The organism is Bacteroides stercorirosoris (assembly GCF_900142015.1).
Classification (GTDB): Bacteria; Bacteroidota; Bacteroidia; order Bacteroidales; family Bacteroidaceae; genus Bacteroides; species Bacteroides stercorirosoris.
In genome coordinates, this window is the sequence record NZ_FQZN01000015.1 from 14652 (window position 1) to 31366 (window position 16715).

12 protein-coding genes are annotated in these 16715 nt (G+C 45.7%); 1 reads left to right on the forward strand and 11 read right to left on the reverse strand.

Features of this window, described 5'->3' with window-relative positions; translation table 11 throughout:
• Window positions 1–3: 3 nt before the first annotated feature.
• The 11 genes from BUC01_RS12350 to BUC01_RS12400 all read right to left on the reverse strand — a co-directional run bounded on the left by BUC01_RS12350 (window position 4) and on the right by BUC01_RS12400 (window position 14695).
• Window positions 4–558 carry a cob(I)yrinic acid a,c-diamide adenosyltransferase gene (locus BUC01_RS12350; protein ID WP_073313833.1) on the reverse strand — a complete coding sequence of 185 codons (555 nt, stop codon included), beginning with the start codon at window positions 556–558 and terminating at the stop codon, window positions 4–6.
• 40 nt (window positions 559–598) lie between these two features.
• Window positions 599–1231 (reverse strand): hypothetical protein, encoded by a 633-nt coding sequence (locus BUC01_RS12355; RefSeq protein WP_025830563.1) that lies wholly within the window; start codon window positions 1229–1231, stop codon window positions 599–601.
• A 14-nt stretch (window positions 1232–1245) separates the two neighbouring features.
• Window positions 1246–2769 (reverse strand): 3-succinylated cholic acid synthase, encoded by a 1524-nt coding sequence (bas-suc, locus tag BUC01_RS12360; RefSeq protein WP_025830564.1) that lies wholly within the window; start codon window positions 2767–2769, stop codon window positions 1246–1248.
• Window positions 2770–2875: 106 nt separating this feature from the next.
• The gene (locus tag BUC01_RS12365; RefSeq protein ID WP_175560879.1) at window positions 2876–6097 is read right to left on the reverse strand and encodes a fimbrillin family protein; all 3222 of its coding nucleotides are present in this window, start codon (window positions 6095–6097) and stop codon (window positions 2876–2878) included.
• Window positions 6098–6127: 30 nt separating this feature from the next.
• On the reverse strand, window positions 6128–7375 hold the full coding sequence (locus tag BUC01_RS12370; protein WP_034523939.1) for a fimbrillin family protein: 1248 nt from the start codon (window positions 7373–7375) through the stop codon (window positions 6128–6130).
• Window positions 7376–7419: 44 nt separating this feature from the next.
• Entirely contained in the window at window positions 7420–8364 is a 945-nt protein-coding gene (locus tag BUC01_RS12375; RefSeq protein ID WP_073313837.1) for a DUF5119 domain-containing protein, read from the reverse strand.
• Window positions 8361–9569, reverse strand: a complete 1209-nt coding sequence (locus BUC01_RS12380; protein WP_243462230.1) for a DUF3575 domain-containing protein — start codon at window positions 9567–9569, stop codon at window positions 8361–8363. The genes BUC01_RS12375 and BUC01_RS12380 overlap by 4 nt, the downstream gene beginning before the upstream one ends.
• Before the next feature lie 326 nt (window positions 9570–9895).
• Window positions 9896–12373, reverse strand: a complete 2478-nt coding sequence (locus BUC01_RS12385) for a glycoside hydrolase family 95 protein (RefSeq protein ID WP_073313883.1) — start codon at window positions 12371–12373, stop codon at window positions 9896–9898.
• Window positions 12374–12519: 146 nt separating this feature from the next.
• Window positions 12520–13002 carry an HU family DNA-binding protein gene (locus tag BUC01_RS12390; RefSeq protein ID WP_073313839.1) on the reverse strand — a complete coding sequence of 161 codons (483 nt, stop codon included), beginning with the start codon at window positions 13000–13002 and terminating at the stop codon, window positions 12520–12522.
• A gap of 438 nt (window positions 13003–13440) precedes the next feature.
• Entirely contained in the window at window positions 13441–13962 is a 522-nt protein-coding gene (locus BUC01_RS12395; RefSeq protein ID WP_025830573.1) for a DapH/DapD/GlmU-related protein, read from the reverse strand.
• 112 nt (window positions 13963–14074) lie between these two features.
• Window positions 14075–14695 (reverse strand): HU family DNA-binding protein, encoded by a 621-nt coding sequence (locus BUC01_RS12400; RefSeq protein ID WP_025830574.1) that lies wholly within the window; start codon window positions 14693–14695, stop codon window positions 14075–14077.
• A 407-nt stretch (window positions 14696–15102) separates the two neighbouring features.
• On the opposite strand from BUC01_RS12400, the gene BUC01_RS12405 reads away from it, so the two are divergent.
• On the forward strand, window positions 15103–16671 hold the full coding sequence (locus tag BUC01_RS12405; RefSeq protein WP_025830575.1) for an ATP-binding protein: 1569 nt from the start codon (window positions 15103–15105) through the stop codon (window positions 16669–16671).
• The last annotated feature ends 44 nt before the right edge of the window (window positions 16672–16715 follow it).

Below are 16715 nucleotides of genomic sequence, written 5' to 3' on the forward strand. Positions count from 1 at the left end.
CTCTCACTTACAACTATTATCCCAAAATATTTCATCTTTTTTCTCATCCTGGTTGATTTTCCGTGACAAGACAAACAAATAATCGGACAAACGGTTCACGTAGGCGAGTAATTCAGGAGCAACCTCACATTGTTCCGCCAAAGCCAGGATGCGACGTTCAGCCCTGCGGCAAACCGTACGGCAAACGTGACAAACAGAGGCACCGCGACTGCCACCGGGCAATATAAAAGCATGCAACGGGGGGAGAAGGTTATCCAAACGGTCTATTTCCTTCTCAATGCGTTCTATCTCTTCGGGGTGAATGATGCTGGCACACTTCAAATCCGTCTTTTCAAGATCAGTAGCCAGATTGGAGCCGACTGCAAAAAGACGGTCCTGGATGTGGCGGACAAGTGTTTTGTCCTCTTCATCGGACAGATAAGTGATGAGCACGCCTAAGTTAGCATTCAACTCATCCACTGTGCCATACGCTTCAAGACGAACGTGGGTTTTAGACACACGAGTGCCACCTACCAATGAGGTAGTACCTTTATCTCCGGTTTTGGTATATATCTTCATAACGATTAATGTTTATCACTATTGAAACGCCTAAAGATAATCAAAAGTTGACAATATAGTCCTGTTTTATCTTAGTTTTATCAAAGAAGAGGATGCCGATATCATAAAGGTCGAACGTAATGCCCACTTTCTCATCCTGCATCATACGTTTCCAGAGCTTTTTCATTTGTGGAGTATATCTTATTCCCTCTACAACAAAAACAGATTTCTTCGCAGTACGTATGGCGCAGATACGAAACACTTCCTCTACAAATTCCGGATGGCGGTAATCATGCAGATAAAGGAAGTCTACGGGTACTCCGGCTTCCAGAAACAGTTCGGAAAGTTCGGATGCGGAAGTATAGTCCGCCCCTTCTTTTCCAGCTTTCAGATAAAGGGAAGAAGCAGCCAGTCTACCGGCATCTACAATAGTATCGGGCTGGGTATAGTTGACCAAGCGGAACAAAAGACGTTTCACTTTTTTCGATTCATACATCCAGTTTTTGTCTTTCTGTGAAGCCAGTTTTTTTTGTTCCACAGCCAGATCCTTATACCTATAATAAGGAGTACTCTCATAAATAACTTGCGTAATCAGGTTGAAGGCAAAAGGTGAATGTACCCCGTAACCGCAACGGTGACGAAAGCGGCTCAACCAGATGAAAGGGCGTTTCAAGGTTAGTGTGATACGGTTCATAATCGATAAACTCTTTAATTGGGTGCAAAGATAAATAAAACCTTTCCTTTAATCACCTTCGCCTCAGAGGAATAGTTTTCTTTTACCGTCAGCTGCACATTCTCCCCGTCAAAACGGAGAGCAAGATTGAGAGCTGTAATCCAGTTGACGTAATGAGCTTTCAGCTCCAATGTGGAAGGAGACGGCCAAGCATAACTTCCCGCCACATAAAAGGGGCCTTCTATTCCGTTAAAACGTCCCTTGGCTTCAATAGAATAAGGTGGATAGCTTTCGATAGAAGCCTTTTTCCACTGTTTATAGCCAAACAGGAGGTCATACTTTGTTCCGTTAGTTTCCGTCACCGTCATTATCACTTCCTTCTGCTTAAAATGAAGTTCCAGAGACTGCCAGCCGAACTTATTCGGTTCAAGCATAATGCTTTTATCCGCATATTTTCCGACAAGGGACGAATTAGCCTTTCCCTGTACTACCGGCAACTGGTAAGAAGATTGTTTTTTCTGCAAGCGCTTATAGTCTTTCCCTGCTATCAGTGGCTGGTCATTTGTCACGGCAGGCAGCAGGCGGTTCCATACCAAGCGACGTTGCGTGGCTCCATCTATCAGGGTACATTCGGTGATGACCACTACCATGTCCTTATCGGGTATGATAAGCACATATTGCCCCAAAGCTCCGTCCATACGGATGGCACCCGGATATTCGCAAAGCCACATCTGATAGCCATAACCAAAACTACCCGTATCCGATTGTTTCGCCATCATTTGGTCTACCCACCAGGCGGGAAGCAGTTGTTTACCCTTCCATACACCACGATTCAACAGCAACTGACCAAACTTTGCCAACGATTCACTCTGTACATACACTCCCCAGCCCCCGGTATTGATGCCCTCAGGACTGACTTCCCAAGATATATCGGTGATATGCATCGGCTCAAAGAGTTTCATCCGAAGATAGTCCAACACCTTCATTCCGGTCACTTTCTGCACAATGGCGGAAAGAATGTAGGAACTCATGGAGTCATAATCGAAATGCTCGCCAGGGACTTTTACCTGTTTTCCCAAATAACCTTTTATCCAGTCGGTACGGACATTACGCATATTCCAGTCCGGAGTAACACCGGAAGTCATGTTCAGTAAGTTACGGACGGTCATATCAGCAAGGTTTGCTGAAATGCTATCCGGAAGTTGGTCAGAGAAAAAAGAAGCAACACGGTCTGTCAGCCGCAGGCGGTTCTCGGAGATGGCAAGACCGACAGCGGCACTGACAAAGGTTTTAGAACAGGAAAATACGGTATGGCGATATTCCGGTGCGAAAGGCGCGGGATAGACTTCGGCAATGACTTTACCATGACGCAGCACCATTACACTGTGTATATCAGTTTTAGGCAGTCCCATCAGAGAGTCCATCAAAGCAATAACCGCTCCGGAAGGCACCCCTTCGGCTTCCGGCGTGGAACGTTCCAACTCACGGATTTGTGCACTGACCGTTGCGGATGCCAACAAGGAGAGCGCAAGAAAAAATAAAGCAAGCTTGTTCTTCATAACTATGTTGCATTAGACACTTATACGTTAACAACGTGCAAATGTAAAAGATTCAAATGCAACGGACAAATCCTCTGAAGATTATTTCTGTCCGGCAATGAAATCACTAGTCAAGCACCGGACGCACAGAAAAGCCATAGGCTTTATTAGTACCTGCTCTAACAACAAAAGCATCATGTGTTGGATTATCCATTCCGTAATCTCTTTGATCCAAATAGATAATCGTATTCTGAGCAGTCGCATTAACAGAACTCATAGAAGAGGTTGCAATAAATGTAAGTTGCGCATGTGCCGCCCATGTTCTATCCTTAAAATAGGGATCATTGTTTTTTTCTCCCATATCTCTAAGGCCACATCCCGGAAAGAAGATAAATTTTCCGGTAGCCGCACTTCTTAATTTCCAACCTTTTATATATTTGCCCTCTAAGACACATTGTATCACAAAATTCTTCCCCCCTTCGTCATAGGCACTTATCTTATATTCATTATGGTTTTGGCCACCAGCATCTTTACCATTTAGAACTTCACCTGAAGGAGCTCCGAATCCTGTAAACGCATTTACCGGCGGAATATGATAGCCTGCAGGAGAGGGATCGTATACAGATTTAGCTCCTTCAAAATGCCAATACTGCTGACCACCTCCACTCAGTTGAGAATCCCATAAATTAATAATCTGTGCCAATTTATAGTCAGCATTTTCTCCATTATGCCAATGAGATCTATCATCGTTATAATCACCTTTTTTAATATTCATATAATGTAAATGCGGATTCTTGATAGCCTCTCCTATAGGCACCCGTGAGACACCTCGCCCAAACTCCCTAATACCCGGATAATACTTTTTGTTTGCCATAGTCATTTGTCCTATAACCGGTCTTTGGTTTTCATCGGGGCTAGGCAACAATTTTTCATTATTTATCGTTTCCGCATTATAAACTCCCGGAAGCATCGGGTCTTTCCGTCCCCACTGGAAATAAGTATTATCCCCAGCCAATGATTCTACAATCCCAGGCTGTGGAAAATGAAAGATAACAATTCTCTCCTTATGCTCGATATCGACTACATTCTCCAATATAAATCTAAAACGCACCTGTATAGTTCTTGAAGAATCTCCCTTGTGGGAATCACAATAACCAAGGTTACAAGGAGCTAAATAAAACTCTTGTTTATCCTCATGACCGGACTGCACTTTATAATCCTCCTTATTATAACCGGCATACCAAGGGTAATGAGTGGCCCATATATGCCAACTCCATAAAATCGTAGCATCGTCCCCTTCTCCATCAAGTACGGCAATCACTGCATTACCTTGGGTCAGCGTTTCTTTGGCTACATGGAATTTTACCATATTGGTAGTTTCATCATAAGACACATCTGTCACAAGACCGGGGGCATCTTGCCATACAAGCGCTGCTCTTTTAACCCCCTTCACATGTATATCATCAATAGGCAGGTCATCATGTTTTACAAATTTCTTCAATACATATTGTGCCTCTTCATTTGAAGTATAAGCATCTAGATTAGACACTCCACCCTTTCCATCACCTAGGTTTCCACTCTTACGGGCATTCCCATAAATAGCCGGGAAAGAATAATACCCCGGTTGGTTCACAATATAGCAATTGGCAGTTTCGCCACCTTGCGTCAAGTCATAAGGTGCATCTTTCGTGCTTGTAGCCACTCCCGAAGCAGGTGTAAAATTTAAAGGGAAGAATTCTTTCTGCATTTTGTAATAAGCCGGCTGCTGGGGCAGAAACATAACACCGGAAACGCGTTTGTCAACATCCTCATCGGATGCGCGGACAGTCTCTGCCACAGGATTCCATATATTAACAGCGGCATCGGGAACATGAGCCATCGAAACAGTAGAGTTCCAGGTCTTGCCATTATCCGTCGAACATTCTATGACGTAAGGCAAAGCTACCTTATCTTCCGTTTTGCCCTCCTGCGCCACTTTGGCGTACGCAATAAAATCAACATTCGGCAGATATCCGCTAATGCAAAGAGAGTCTTTCCATTCGCTTTCTTCATCTATCTCTTCTCCATCTACTGAGAATGGAGCGACTTTCTGTCCGTTAATCCTGAGTTCTACCACCGGAGTAATTGCTATCCCGTTAGTGGAAACGGAATAGGTCACCTTTTTCCCGATTTCCCACTTAGTTTTCCCCTCCGGGCTAAGATTGGCTGTCAGTGTATGTTCCCTACCGGTCATTTCGTTTACAAATTCGATGGTCAGCTTAGCCTCCTTAGGAAGCGTTTGAGGAATCATCATCAAAGTAAACTCTCCGTCTACAATGGAAACGGGATTATCGGGGTCTACGTAATTATTTTCTTTTTCCTGTGTATCTTCTGTGCCGCCGGTATCTTCCGTGTTCGACACCGCAACCTCTCTTGCTATAGTGAAGTCCCCTGGTCTCTCCCCGTCAGTGGTCCAACTGCCAAGATTATCCGCATTGGTAGCGAATTGATAAGTTCCTTTCCCGTACACGTCGGAAAAAGTCACTTCTTTGATAATGCCTTTAAGCATCTCCTTACCGGTCTTTACAGTTACGGCTGTCAAGGCATGCCGGAATTGCAACTGAACGGCGCCATTGTTTCCCTTTCCCTGATCATGAACATCGGATACCGCTACCATTAAATCAGGCTGGTTCTTAGCAACTGTGGATACGGTGTAAGTAAGGGTGGGAATGCCTGAGGCTGTAGGTGCGGAATGGCTGAGGTTTCCTCCCGCTACACCGTTTTCCGTTTCATCACCACTGCCTGGCTCATTATCCGGTTTGAAATCCTCGGAATAGGGTGAATAAGCAAAAAACTTTATATTTCCGGAGCCAAGCCAGTCGAGTTTGGATTGGGGTATCCATTCTGTACCGGTCGGGCTCTTTTTAACTCTCAAGTTATGGGCAAAATTAGTAGTCAGCTGTTTTTCTTCTTCAGAATTATCGGGCCATCCACCTGCATAGCATATTGCCGAAAGGCCGAAACTCTGCTCTATGAACTTATCCCCGGACGTCACCGGGGCGCCACGGGTTACTGCATCGGAAGCCGCTACCTCAACAGCGGCTTCCGAAACTTCCGTAACCAAATATAATTGTTGCAAACCTCCGGATTGCGACATCTTCTTTATGCTTATGTCCGTGTCGGCGGCACGTGTGGAACCATTGGTCCAACCATCCGGCACATTTACCGCAAATGACAACGGACCGGATACACCTTGACCGTACTTGTCGAATGTGTCGTCCACACACGATGAAAAGCAACAGGACAAAACGAATGTCAACATGCCGGCGGCAAAACCGGACATCGGACGGGGCATAGAAGAACGTCGCATAATCATAGGGATATTTTAATGAAATAGTGGTTACTGCACTGAAGGATCATCTACGGTTGCATCATCCCATCCATCAACAACTACACTAAAATGAATAGGCTCGTCAAGCACTGGATCACCCGGATGCTTTTCTTTAGGAATATCTTTTATAATATTATCACCGGCTGGAAGACCATCGGGCAGCTTCGTCGGGGGATAAACACCCGCACCACTGTTATGACCACAGAATTCAAGATTGTAGACATATTTTTTACCTGCTTCCCAATTAAACGCCACAGGAACACAAGTATAGCCATAGGCTTCTGGTTTATAAGTCTCCGTAATTGGGAAAAGTTGATGAATATGCTGTTTTTTCTCCGGATCCTCCTTAACTAATGGATCTTGCGTCCCCCCCTCATGTGTGACACCAGGATGCCAAGCTTCAACTCGACAAAGTAATAATATATACCCTCCAGACTTGTCTTCTTCTCCTTCTTTTTTTGCAAACTCGTAAGCTTCTACATTCTGTGGCACTAACATAAGATTCCGATTTTTTAAAGCTCCTGTTAACAGTTTATTAGCATCTACCGATTCCGTGCTCTCCTTAGCCCTAAGATAATCATCGGCACTTAGACCCCAGTTAGCACCATAGAAGCTATTTTGGGGAGTTGCAGGGGTCCAATCCAAATCATTTGTCCGCTCAGGATTACGAGATAAATCACCCTTTCCAGATACATTTACTATCCAAGCCCCCTTTATAAAAACTCTCTTAGAACTAGAATTCGGACAATGCGCTGTAATCTCAATCTGCGATAGAGCGTGATGGAAATTCAACACAACAGCCTTTCCTCCAGCGTTTGTTTTTTGCACGTCATTATATGCCACAACTAAATCTTTCTGCTTCGTTATATCACTATCAGGTACAAAATTTTCAAACTTCTGACCTTCAAAATTTATAGTGACTGTTGTTTTATCACCTAAGTCAGTCGGAGCATAGGCCCAAAATTGAATATGGCTTGCGTTTGTGGGCCAAATATGGCTTGCGTCTGTATAAAACATGCCGTCTTTATCCCTTTTTGCAATCTCTCCATCTATAAAAAAGCCGTCATAGGTATCTGCCTCAGCATATACCTTAAACTCTTGTAAGTTTTCGGTAGTTGTCCCCACCGCCCGCGTCATCCGTGTAGTAAACGAAATTTTTTCACCCTGATAAACCTCCTTCAATTCATCTGTTGTACAAGAGGCTAATGCCATGGAGAGCATTGCCATTGTGCCTAATAGCTTTACATTCCTTTTCATAACCATTTTTCTTGTTAAGTTTATTAAATTTTCATTATATCTTTTCAATTCATATTGATGTCATTGTTCACCACATCATCCCACCCGTCGACGGAGGGGGTCATTCCTCCCGTAGCCGGAGGAAGTTTTATGCCATCGTCAATCACGATATGGATTTCCTTGGGTTCGTCCACGCCACCATTACCATCATGTATCTTGTCAGTCACGTCAAAGTCATAATACGTCTGCCGTGAAGTATATATAAAAAATGTATGCTTTCCCACACTGACGGGACAATGCCCGAACGTCGGGAAGCGCGCCACAAGCTTTTTCTCATCATAGCGGCGTTCCAACTCGAACGGCATGGTCACCGAGACACCCGCGGATACGCCTTCTTTCAGCCGCCATCCCTCGCACATACCGGACAAGGCACCACTCACATCGAGCATTGGATCCATATTCTCCACATTGCACACCTCTATCGTATACCACGTGGTCACCTCGGCCGGTTTCAGCGTAACAGACTGCCCTTCTACCCCCCGCTGCACATTGAGATACGTATATTGCCCGCCCCACACCACTTCGGGGATGCCGCGCACCGGCTCGCCTGCCGTAGCCTCAGGGGGTAGTGCCGACAACTCGCCTCTTCCCATCGGGTCGAGGATGGACTGGGGTTTGGTATAGAGCCAGAAAGAGTCGTACGTATTGCCGTCCTCTCCCACAAACTCCATTTCTCCGTTGTGGAACAACAACATATATTCATCCGCCTCCATACGTACCTTTCCGCCTGCAGCCCGAGGCAACTCCCGGCTGGTGTAGTAGCTTCCATCCATCCGGAAGAAGTGCACCACCATAGTACGCGGATCGGCATCGGGCGCCTCCGACCAGTCGAAACGGATATCGAGGTCGACCATATGGGCATGGTCAAAGCAAAGTTCTTTATGGTCGCACGCCGGAAGCAGCCACACGAGCAGAAACACCACACAACATTTTTCAATAAACCGGCTCATCGCGCACCTCCTTTCCGCTCGTAGCGTCCGCCAATAAACCAAACGAGAGAAATTTCCGCCTTGGTAGGCCCGAACCATTTTCGCCCGTGGGTAGAATCCCACACATAGCAGTCGTCCTGCGGGTTGTATTTCATGTAGTCGCCCTGCAGATAGCCTACACCTAAAGTAAAGTCGATATTGAAGTGTTTGCCTACAGGTAATGAGTATCCGTAAGAAAGCCCCGCCGCCCATGTCCAGTGGTCGCCTTGGTAGCCCATGCCTCCCCACTCCACATCGTAAGTCAGCATTTGCCCATACACTCCCACATGGTGGCCGCACATCCATGTCCTGCTTCGGTGTTTCGGAGAAAACCATCTGCGCAGCTCCACATCACCGCCATACGTCCTTAAGTAACGATGCTTCGCCCCGTTACTCCACCATGCATACATCCAATTGACACCCACTGACCATACTGTTCCCAGCGGAACTTCCAACCCGATATTGGGCACAGTGACGACATCATACAACAAGTTGGTCTTGAGCAATAATCCCCGCCTGCGCTCTTTCCGCACCTGTTCTTTTCCTGTTTCCCGTAACTCCGTCTCCACTCCACTATCGGCAAACGCCTCTCCAGATATTCCCGCGCGGGCGTCATGCACTGCTCCATTCTCCGGTTCAAGCATCAACGTATCGGCTGTCACCAAGTCCGTTTCTTGTTTCTCCATCTTGAAAACATTGCCATCCGCTACTCCTTCCTTTGCCTCAACCAAAGGCTTGTGAAGCAATTCTTTCTCATAAATTATCTGAAAACGGGTATTTCTCAAGACCGGGAAAAAATGTTCCGACATATATCTCCATGCACGACCACCCCGCAACATACACAGACGGTTCTTGCGTCCGTCCACAATACGTCCTTCCTCAAATATCCAGATAGGTGTATTTGCAATGATTTCAACAGCCTCATCACGCCAAGGTTGATCGGAAGCCGCAATCATTTCACTCAACAGTTCCCACCCCACATCGGAAGGACCGACATGAACCACAGAATCAGCCAAAGAAACTTTTTCAAGAATATAAGCACGCACATTCCGGGCGCGTTTTTCCGACAGAGTATGATTCCAAGATGTATATCCCTCAGGCGAGGCACACCCTTTCACCGTTACAGATCTCACAATGGAAAGCGAATCACCGACAGCACCATTCAACAGCGTAACCAAGCTGTCCAACTGTGCCCGATTGTCACAATAAGAGGAATCGACAGAAGAATACCCCTGCCGAAAATTTATATGAATATGTAATGTATCTTGATATACCGTTAGATTTTGCGCAGATAAATTAAACCAAAAAAATAACATTAAATGGCACGCAATTACTATGCTTTTCATAAATACATGACACTAATAAAATCCCTCTTTATTTCTTTTCATTTAATTTTGTTACTGCAAAATTATATATTACTGCAAAAACCATAAAATATTTAACCAAAAATAACAAATAAAGTTACAACACCTCTATTACATATACCTACTTAATACACATGAGGTATACCACTTTAATCAAATGACAATACACAAGAGTCCCCCGTAGCCAATTGCAAAGAAATTGTCTTACTTGTATAAGTATTTCCCTGCCCGTTCAGTGTTGTTTTTGCCTGTTTGACGCCTGCCGGCATCTTTATGTGAAAATTTCCCGATGCAGTTGCCGTAAGTATAGCTTTCACCGCCTTTCCGTCTTTCCACTCTAAATCTACCGATATACCACCACGGGCTCTCATCCCACGGAAGTTTCCAGTATGCCAACTCTTCGGCAAGGCAGGCAACAGATGAATAAACCCTTCATGGCTCTGCATCAGCATTTCACCAATACCGGCCGCGCCACCATAATTACCATCAATCTGGAAAGGAGGATGCGAACAAAACAGATTCGGGAACGTACCACTACCATGACGCTTAGTCTGTGGATCGACAGCCGGATGAAGAAGACTTTTGAAAAGCGTCCAGGCACGATCGCCATCACCCAAGCGCGCCCAGAAGTTTATCTTCCAGGCACGGCTCCAACCTGTGCCACCATCCCCGCGACGGTTCAGCGTAGCACGACAAGCATTGGCAAGTTCGGGCGTAGCGTCAGGAGAAATCAAATTACCCGGGTGCAAACCATAAAGATGGGAAACATGACGATGATGTACATCCTGTTCCTTATAATCTTCCAGCCACTCTTGTAGATAGCCGCCCTTACTGATTTGCATTGGTGGAAACTTCTCCAGAGCCTCCCGCAATTTCGCAGCATAATCATCATCACACTCCAATATAGAGGCGGCTTCAATCACGTTCGTATAGAGTTCAGTCAACAATTGAACATCCATCGTCGGCCCCATGCAAACACTGACAGGTGTCGGGTCGTCTCCTACAAAGAAAGCGTTCTCAGGAGAAGACGTAGGAGCCGTCACCAGCCAACCATGCTTAGGTTCACGCACCATTGTAGAATGGAAAAACTCAGAAGCACCCTTCAGTATGGGATATATCTTTTTCAGATATTCTATATCCTGGGTATATTGATAATGCTCCCAAAGATGTGCACACAGCCAGGCGCCACCGGTATTAGTCGCGCCCCAGGAAGGGTGTTCGCCCGGAGCCGTATAGTTCCAGACATTCGTCATCATGTGGAGCACCCAGCCTTGGGCATGACTGCCATAAAAGGTGCGGGCAGTCTCCTTTCCTGAAGGAATAAGGCGTTCAACAAGACCCGTCAAAGGCTGATAAAGTTCCGAAAGGCCGGCCTGTTCAAGAGGCCAGTGATTCATCTGAATATTGATATTGGTGTGATAGTCGCCATTCCAGGGAGTTTGCACCCCATTCGCCCACAATCCCTGCAAATTCGGTGGCAGGCTGCCGGGACGGGTACTACTGATAAGCAAATAACGGCCATAGTTATAATACAGCGCAGCCAAGGCAGGAGATTCCCGTTCTGTGAAACGAACGATACGCTCATTGGTCGGCAACGCATCATCTTCCGTAGCAGGAAGAGTTAAAGAAACGCGGTCATAAAGTTCGCGATGGGAGGAGTTATTAAGTTGAGGATCGAGAATGGAAAGTTGAGAGCTGGGAGGCGTGGCGGCATCCAGCAGGCTGTCACAAACTTCTTTATAGCGACTTCCGGGGAAATCTGTGCCGACAGCGGCATAGGAAGTAGTAGCGGAAATTATCAGCCAGGCTTCCGTCCCCTGCGTCAACATTATGCCGTCTTCGGCAGAAATAAACTGCTTCCCCCCTTTGGAAACCACCCTCATGGCAACCCGATATTTCATTCCGTCCTGACCGGGTTTGCCACTATCCAAGGCACCTTCCAGCAAAAGTGTACCCGCTTCCTTCCCCCTGCCGGGAACCAAAGACACCGTCCCTTGCTGCGGACGGGAAAGAGAAGCTGTGAAAAAGAGAGAACGGCGGCGACTGGCTGTCAGGTGTATAATCATGACATCCTTATCACGGGAAGTGTAATATTCACGCTGATAATCAATGCCCCCTTTCGTAAAAGCAGTATAGGCCACAGCATCACGCAAATCGAGCCAACGACGATAATTGGTGACCGGAACCACCTCATCGGAAGCAAATTTCTTTTTGACAGGAATACTGAAATTCAAAGTAAGGTCGGCCAACATCTGATAATTGCCATAAGTACCACCCGATTCGGGTTTCTTAGGAACAAAACTGTTGTACATCAATTCTTGTGCCTCTTTATTCTTACCTTCAAACAAAAGTTGTTGAATGGCAGGCAAACTACGGGATGCATCGGGATTACCATAATCGGCCTCCATACCGCTCCAAAGTGAAATTTCATTCAGTACAATATGTTCCTTGTCAATACCTCCGTCGGGCATCATACCCAAACGCCCGTTACCCAAAGGCAGGGTTTCTTCCCAAATGGTAGCCGGAGCGGTGTAATAAAGCTGATGGTTGTGGTTATCTGCCAACGTATCGGCCACTGCGATTAGTGAAGAAGCAGAAGTAAGGAAAAACAAGATTAGTGTTTTCATACGCAAAATATAAATATGCCTCGCCTTATCGGAGAAGCGTTATTACTAACATTCTCATCCATATCAATGTCACGGGCAAAGATACTATAAAATAGGACAGGAAGAAACTTTTTGCCATTCTCTTCCTGTCCAAGCTTATTTAGTTGTTATCCCAAAGGATTCTCATCCACGCCACCACCTTCACCGGAGCCACTTCCGTCCGGTTTCGGATTAACGACTGCGTCTTTGACCACAGTACCCTTACCCAATTCCAGCCTTTCTACACTAACCTTACTCAGCATTTCCTTAAAGTAGACTCCTGAACTGAAGATTATTTTACGACGATACACCGTATTGGCATCCACATCCTTCACTCCCGCCTGGCTTTTCGCATTCAGTCCGGGACGGAAACAACCGAAATCCCCCAACTGCACGGAATATCCTTTATCCAAATCCATATTCAAGGTGTCGATCAGCCCATCAATCACCATCTTCACCACGCCACGTGGAGCCATACTCACCTTCTGCACTTCTTCGCAGAGTGTCTTAAATTCTACCATTCCCAATACTTTCGTTTGAGCCACAAACTTTTCGGTTTTGGTTTTGTCAAAACCAAATACTACTTTCTTTACTTCATACTTAATTGCCATAATCTTTTCTGTTTTAAATGATTTAATAATAATAGGTATAATACATTTCTCTTATCTCATCCGGAAGCAAGCAGCATTTCACCGTGAGGCCTCAACAGTCAGACGTTCTGGTTTCTCAGATTCGATGTTGCAAAGTTAGGGTGAGATGCATCGGAAAGCAAGGAAATGGCATCTACCGATAATTTAAGTAAATCACTATCAAACAACACATTACAATATCGTCATCTCTACAGGGGATAGAATGAAGGAAAAACAAGAGAAGACGGAAAAGAAGAAGATTTGGCAATAGGCTCTACAAGAGAAAGAACTAAAGAGCTGATAATGAATGGATGCTTTGGGGAGCATCTCTACAAGCAGACTTTTTCTTGATTACGCGAGCCTTATTGAACCTTGCAGTCATTACTACAAACTTATAGAATCGCCCACGCACTATTTATTTCATATCTTTTTAATAACGCGTGCAGGATTTCCGGCTACTATAGTACTTGACTCAACATCACGGGTAACCACACTTCCCGCACCTACCACGCTATTTTCTCCAATAGTCACACCCGGAAGAATAGTAGCGCCTGCTCCTATCCATGCCCTACGACAGATATGCACTGGTTTACAAGTAATAACCATTCTGTTTTCAAGATCATGATTATTTGATATAAGTTGTACATTAGCGGCTATCTGTACTTCATCATCAATGGTAATGCCACCGGCAGACATCATCAGACAGCCGTTCATGATAATAACGTTTCTCCCTATTTTTACATTATGGGCACGTACCACTGTTAGCGGGGTATTAATCCGGCTCCCCGTCCCCATATCAGGAAAAAGCCGATGAAGCAGTTCATCATATTCTTCTGTCATCGGCATAGTGTGGTTCAACCGGAAAAGCAGTTGTGCCTGCTCCTTTGCCAAGAGCAAATCCGCTTCGCTTTGGTGGGCACAGTCTATTCTTATTTCTTTCATTGTTCTGTTTTTATTTTTTTGCAAAGATAGCCTGTCGTTTTCAATGTCGTAATAGATAAATTACGGATTTAACAACCAAATTTCCGGTTTTATGATTTAATCGACTAATAATTTATTTATTCCTCATATACACCACATTCCTCCCCGTGCCACACCTTATCAGCAATCCATCCTCAATAAACAGGTTCAAGTCCGTAACCGCCTGCTTCACGCTGCGTCCTGTCAAGCGGGCATACTGTGCACGGTTGATGCAGGGCTGTTCTTGTTGCAAATACTCATCAAGCAAGCGGAAACGCTGCTCTACGGACAGAAGCGGCGTAGAAGATTCGGGCTTGGATGACGACTGCGGATGACGTTCCAATCGCATTTTTTTATCTAATTCTTTATAGAATTCCTTCCCTAAACGGAAGTTCAAGCCGCGAAGCGTCACCGAAGCGGCACGCAGTTCTTTTTTTTCCATTGCTTCGCGACGGCAATTCAGTGAAGGGGTGAAATAGCCAAGTTCGCCCAGTTCCACCGTCCAACCATCGGCAAGGCAGTCACGCAACTCGTCCATAAAGGCGGCCATCGCACCTTCCAACAGGCTGCGGCTGATGCCGGTGAAAAGGTGGACACGGTTTATAAATTCTTTCCGTTCAATGGTTCCTTTAGGTATGAAACGGGCGTAAAGGGGTTGCTGCTCACCGGTTTGGCGAATGTCAGGCTTCTCAAAAAGATCATAATATGCACTCATCTATCTATTTTTTATGGGGTACTCCACATCAGAAAACATGAAGTGCCGGGGTTAAGTGGTCGCGCCGCCATTTCTATCTCTTTTTCCTACGACGGCTAAGGGAAATCGCAGTAAACATTTATTCTTTCCATCATGGAGAAAGTTTCTTTCCACCACAGGGATTCTTTCTTTCCTCCATGGTGGAAAGAAAGAATCCCTGTGGTGGAAAGAAATAGTATTCGTATACAAATGTACTAAGCTTCCGTAACAAAAGCAATAGAAATGCCTAAGAAAAAGATTAATCGACCGCAAAGAGATTTCTCATGCCAGAAACATCCAAACAAACTACCCGGCAAGCTTGTTGATGTCGCAGGAACTGAGTATCTTTGTCCTGCAAGTAACGTCAGAAAAAAGAAGAAGGAATCATGATGAAATACCCCATTGGAATACAGAGTTTCGAGAAGATCCGCATCAACGACTTCGTTTATGTGGATAAAACGGCCTTGGTATATGACCTGGTAAACACAAGCGCGGTATGTTTCCTCAGCCGCCCCCGCCGTTTCGGGAAAAGCCTTCTGGTCAGTACGCTCGAAAACTATTTTCTGGGGAAGAAAGAGCTTTTCCGAGGACTTGCCATAGAGAAATTGGAGAAGAACTGGTATGTGCACCCGGTGTTCAAGATGGATTTCAACGGAGTAGTTTATAAAGAGAAAGGACAACTCACAGAAACAATCCTGTTCTATATAGGTGAATGGGAAAAAATCTACGGTAAAACACCTGTCAATGCCCCCATAGGCAAACGTTTTGAATCACTACTGAAGCAGGCTTTCGAGCAGACCGGCCGACGTGCCGTAGTGCTGATAGACGAATATGACAAGCCCATACTCGACGTGCTCGACACTCCGCTGGAAGACGTCAACCGGGATACGCTGAAAGCTTTCTACTCCACCTTCAAGAGTGCGGACGACTTCTTGCAATTCGTGCTGCTCACGGGGGTGACGAAGTTTTCGCAAGTCAGTGTGTTCAGTGGATTCAACCAGCCGAGGGATATCAGCATGAATCCCGATTTTAACACTTTGTGCGGCATCACTCAGGAAGAATTGGAACATCACTTTGCCGAACCGATTGCTGCATTGGCCCAAAAATACAAGTGCAGCCTGCAAGAAATGGAGAAACGCCTTAAACTACAATATGACGGTTATCATTTCAGCGACAGACTGACAGGGATATATAACCCCTTCAGCCTGCTCAATGCTTTTATCAACAACCGGATTGATGATTATTGGTACAAAACCGGTACGCCCACCTACCTCCAGGTGTTGCTACAGCACAACCATGAACAGCTCAACGAACTGACCGGAAGGTATTACGCTCCCGAAATGTTTGTGGACTATAAAGCGGATGTGGAGAAACCCCTGCCGATGATTTACCAGAGCGGATATCTCACCATCAAGGATTATGACCCGGAAAGCGGCGAATTCCTGCTGGACTTCCCCAATAACGAAGTACGCAAGGGCTTCCTCACGATGATTGCTTCCGGCTATCTGAAAACTAAAGAAATGGAGGTTTCCAACTGGATATCAGATGCCATCAAACTGCTGAAACAAGGCGAGACGCGAGCTTTCCGCGACTCACTCACCGCCTTCCTGTCGAGCATTTCCTATGACTCCCACGGATCTGTGAAATCTGAAGAAGCCGCCGAAAAGCATTTTCAATACACATTCTATCTCATCCTGCGCTTGCTGGGCGAGAACAACTGCCGCCTGCTGAACGAGCAGACACAGGCCAAAGGCCGTGTGGACTGCATTCTCGAATTCAAGAACTACATTTATATCTTCGAGTTTAAGCTGGATGGTTCCGCATCCGAGGCTCTGAAGCAAATTGAAGAGCGGCAGTATGCCCGGCCGTATCTCACGGACAGCCGGACAATCATACGCATCGGTGTAAACTTCTCATCAGAAACAATGACTGTAGAAGAATGGGAAGAAATGCGATAAACACCCCGCATTTCTTCCCATTCTCCAACAGTCACACTATCTTA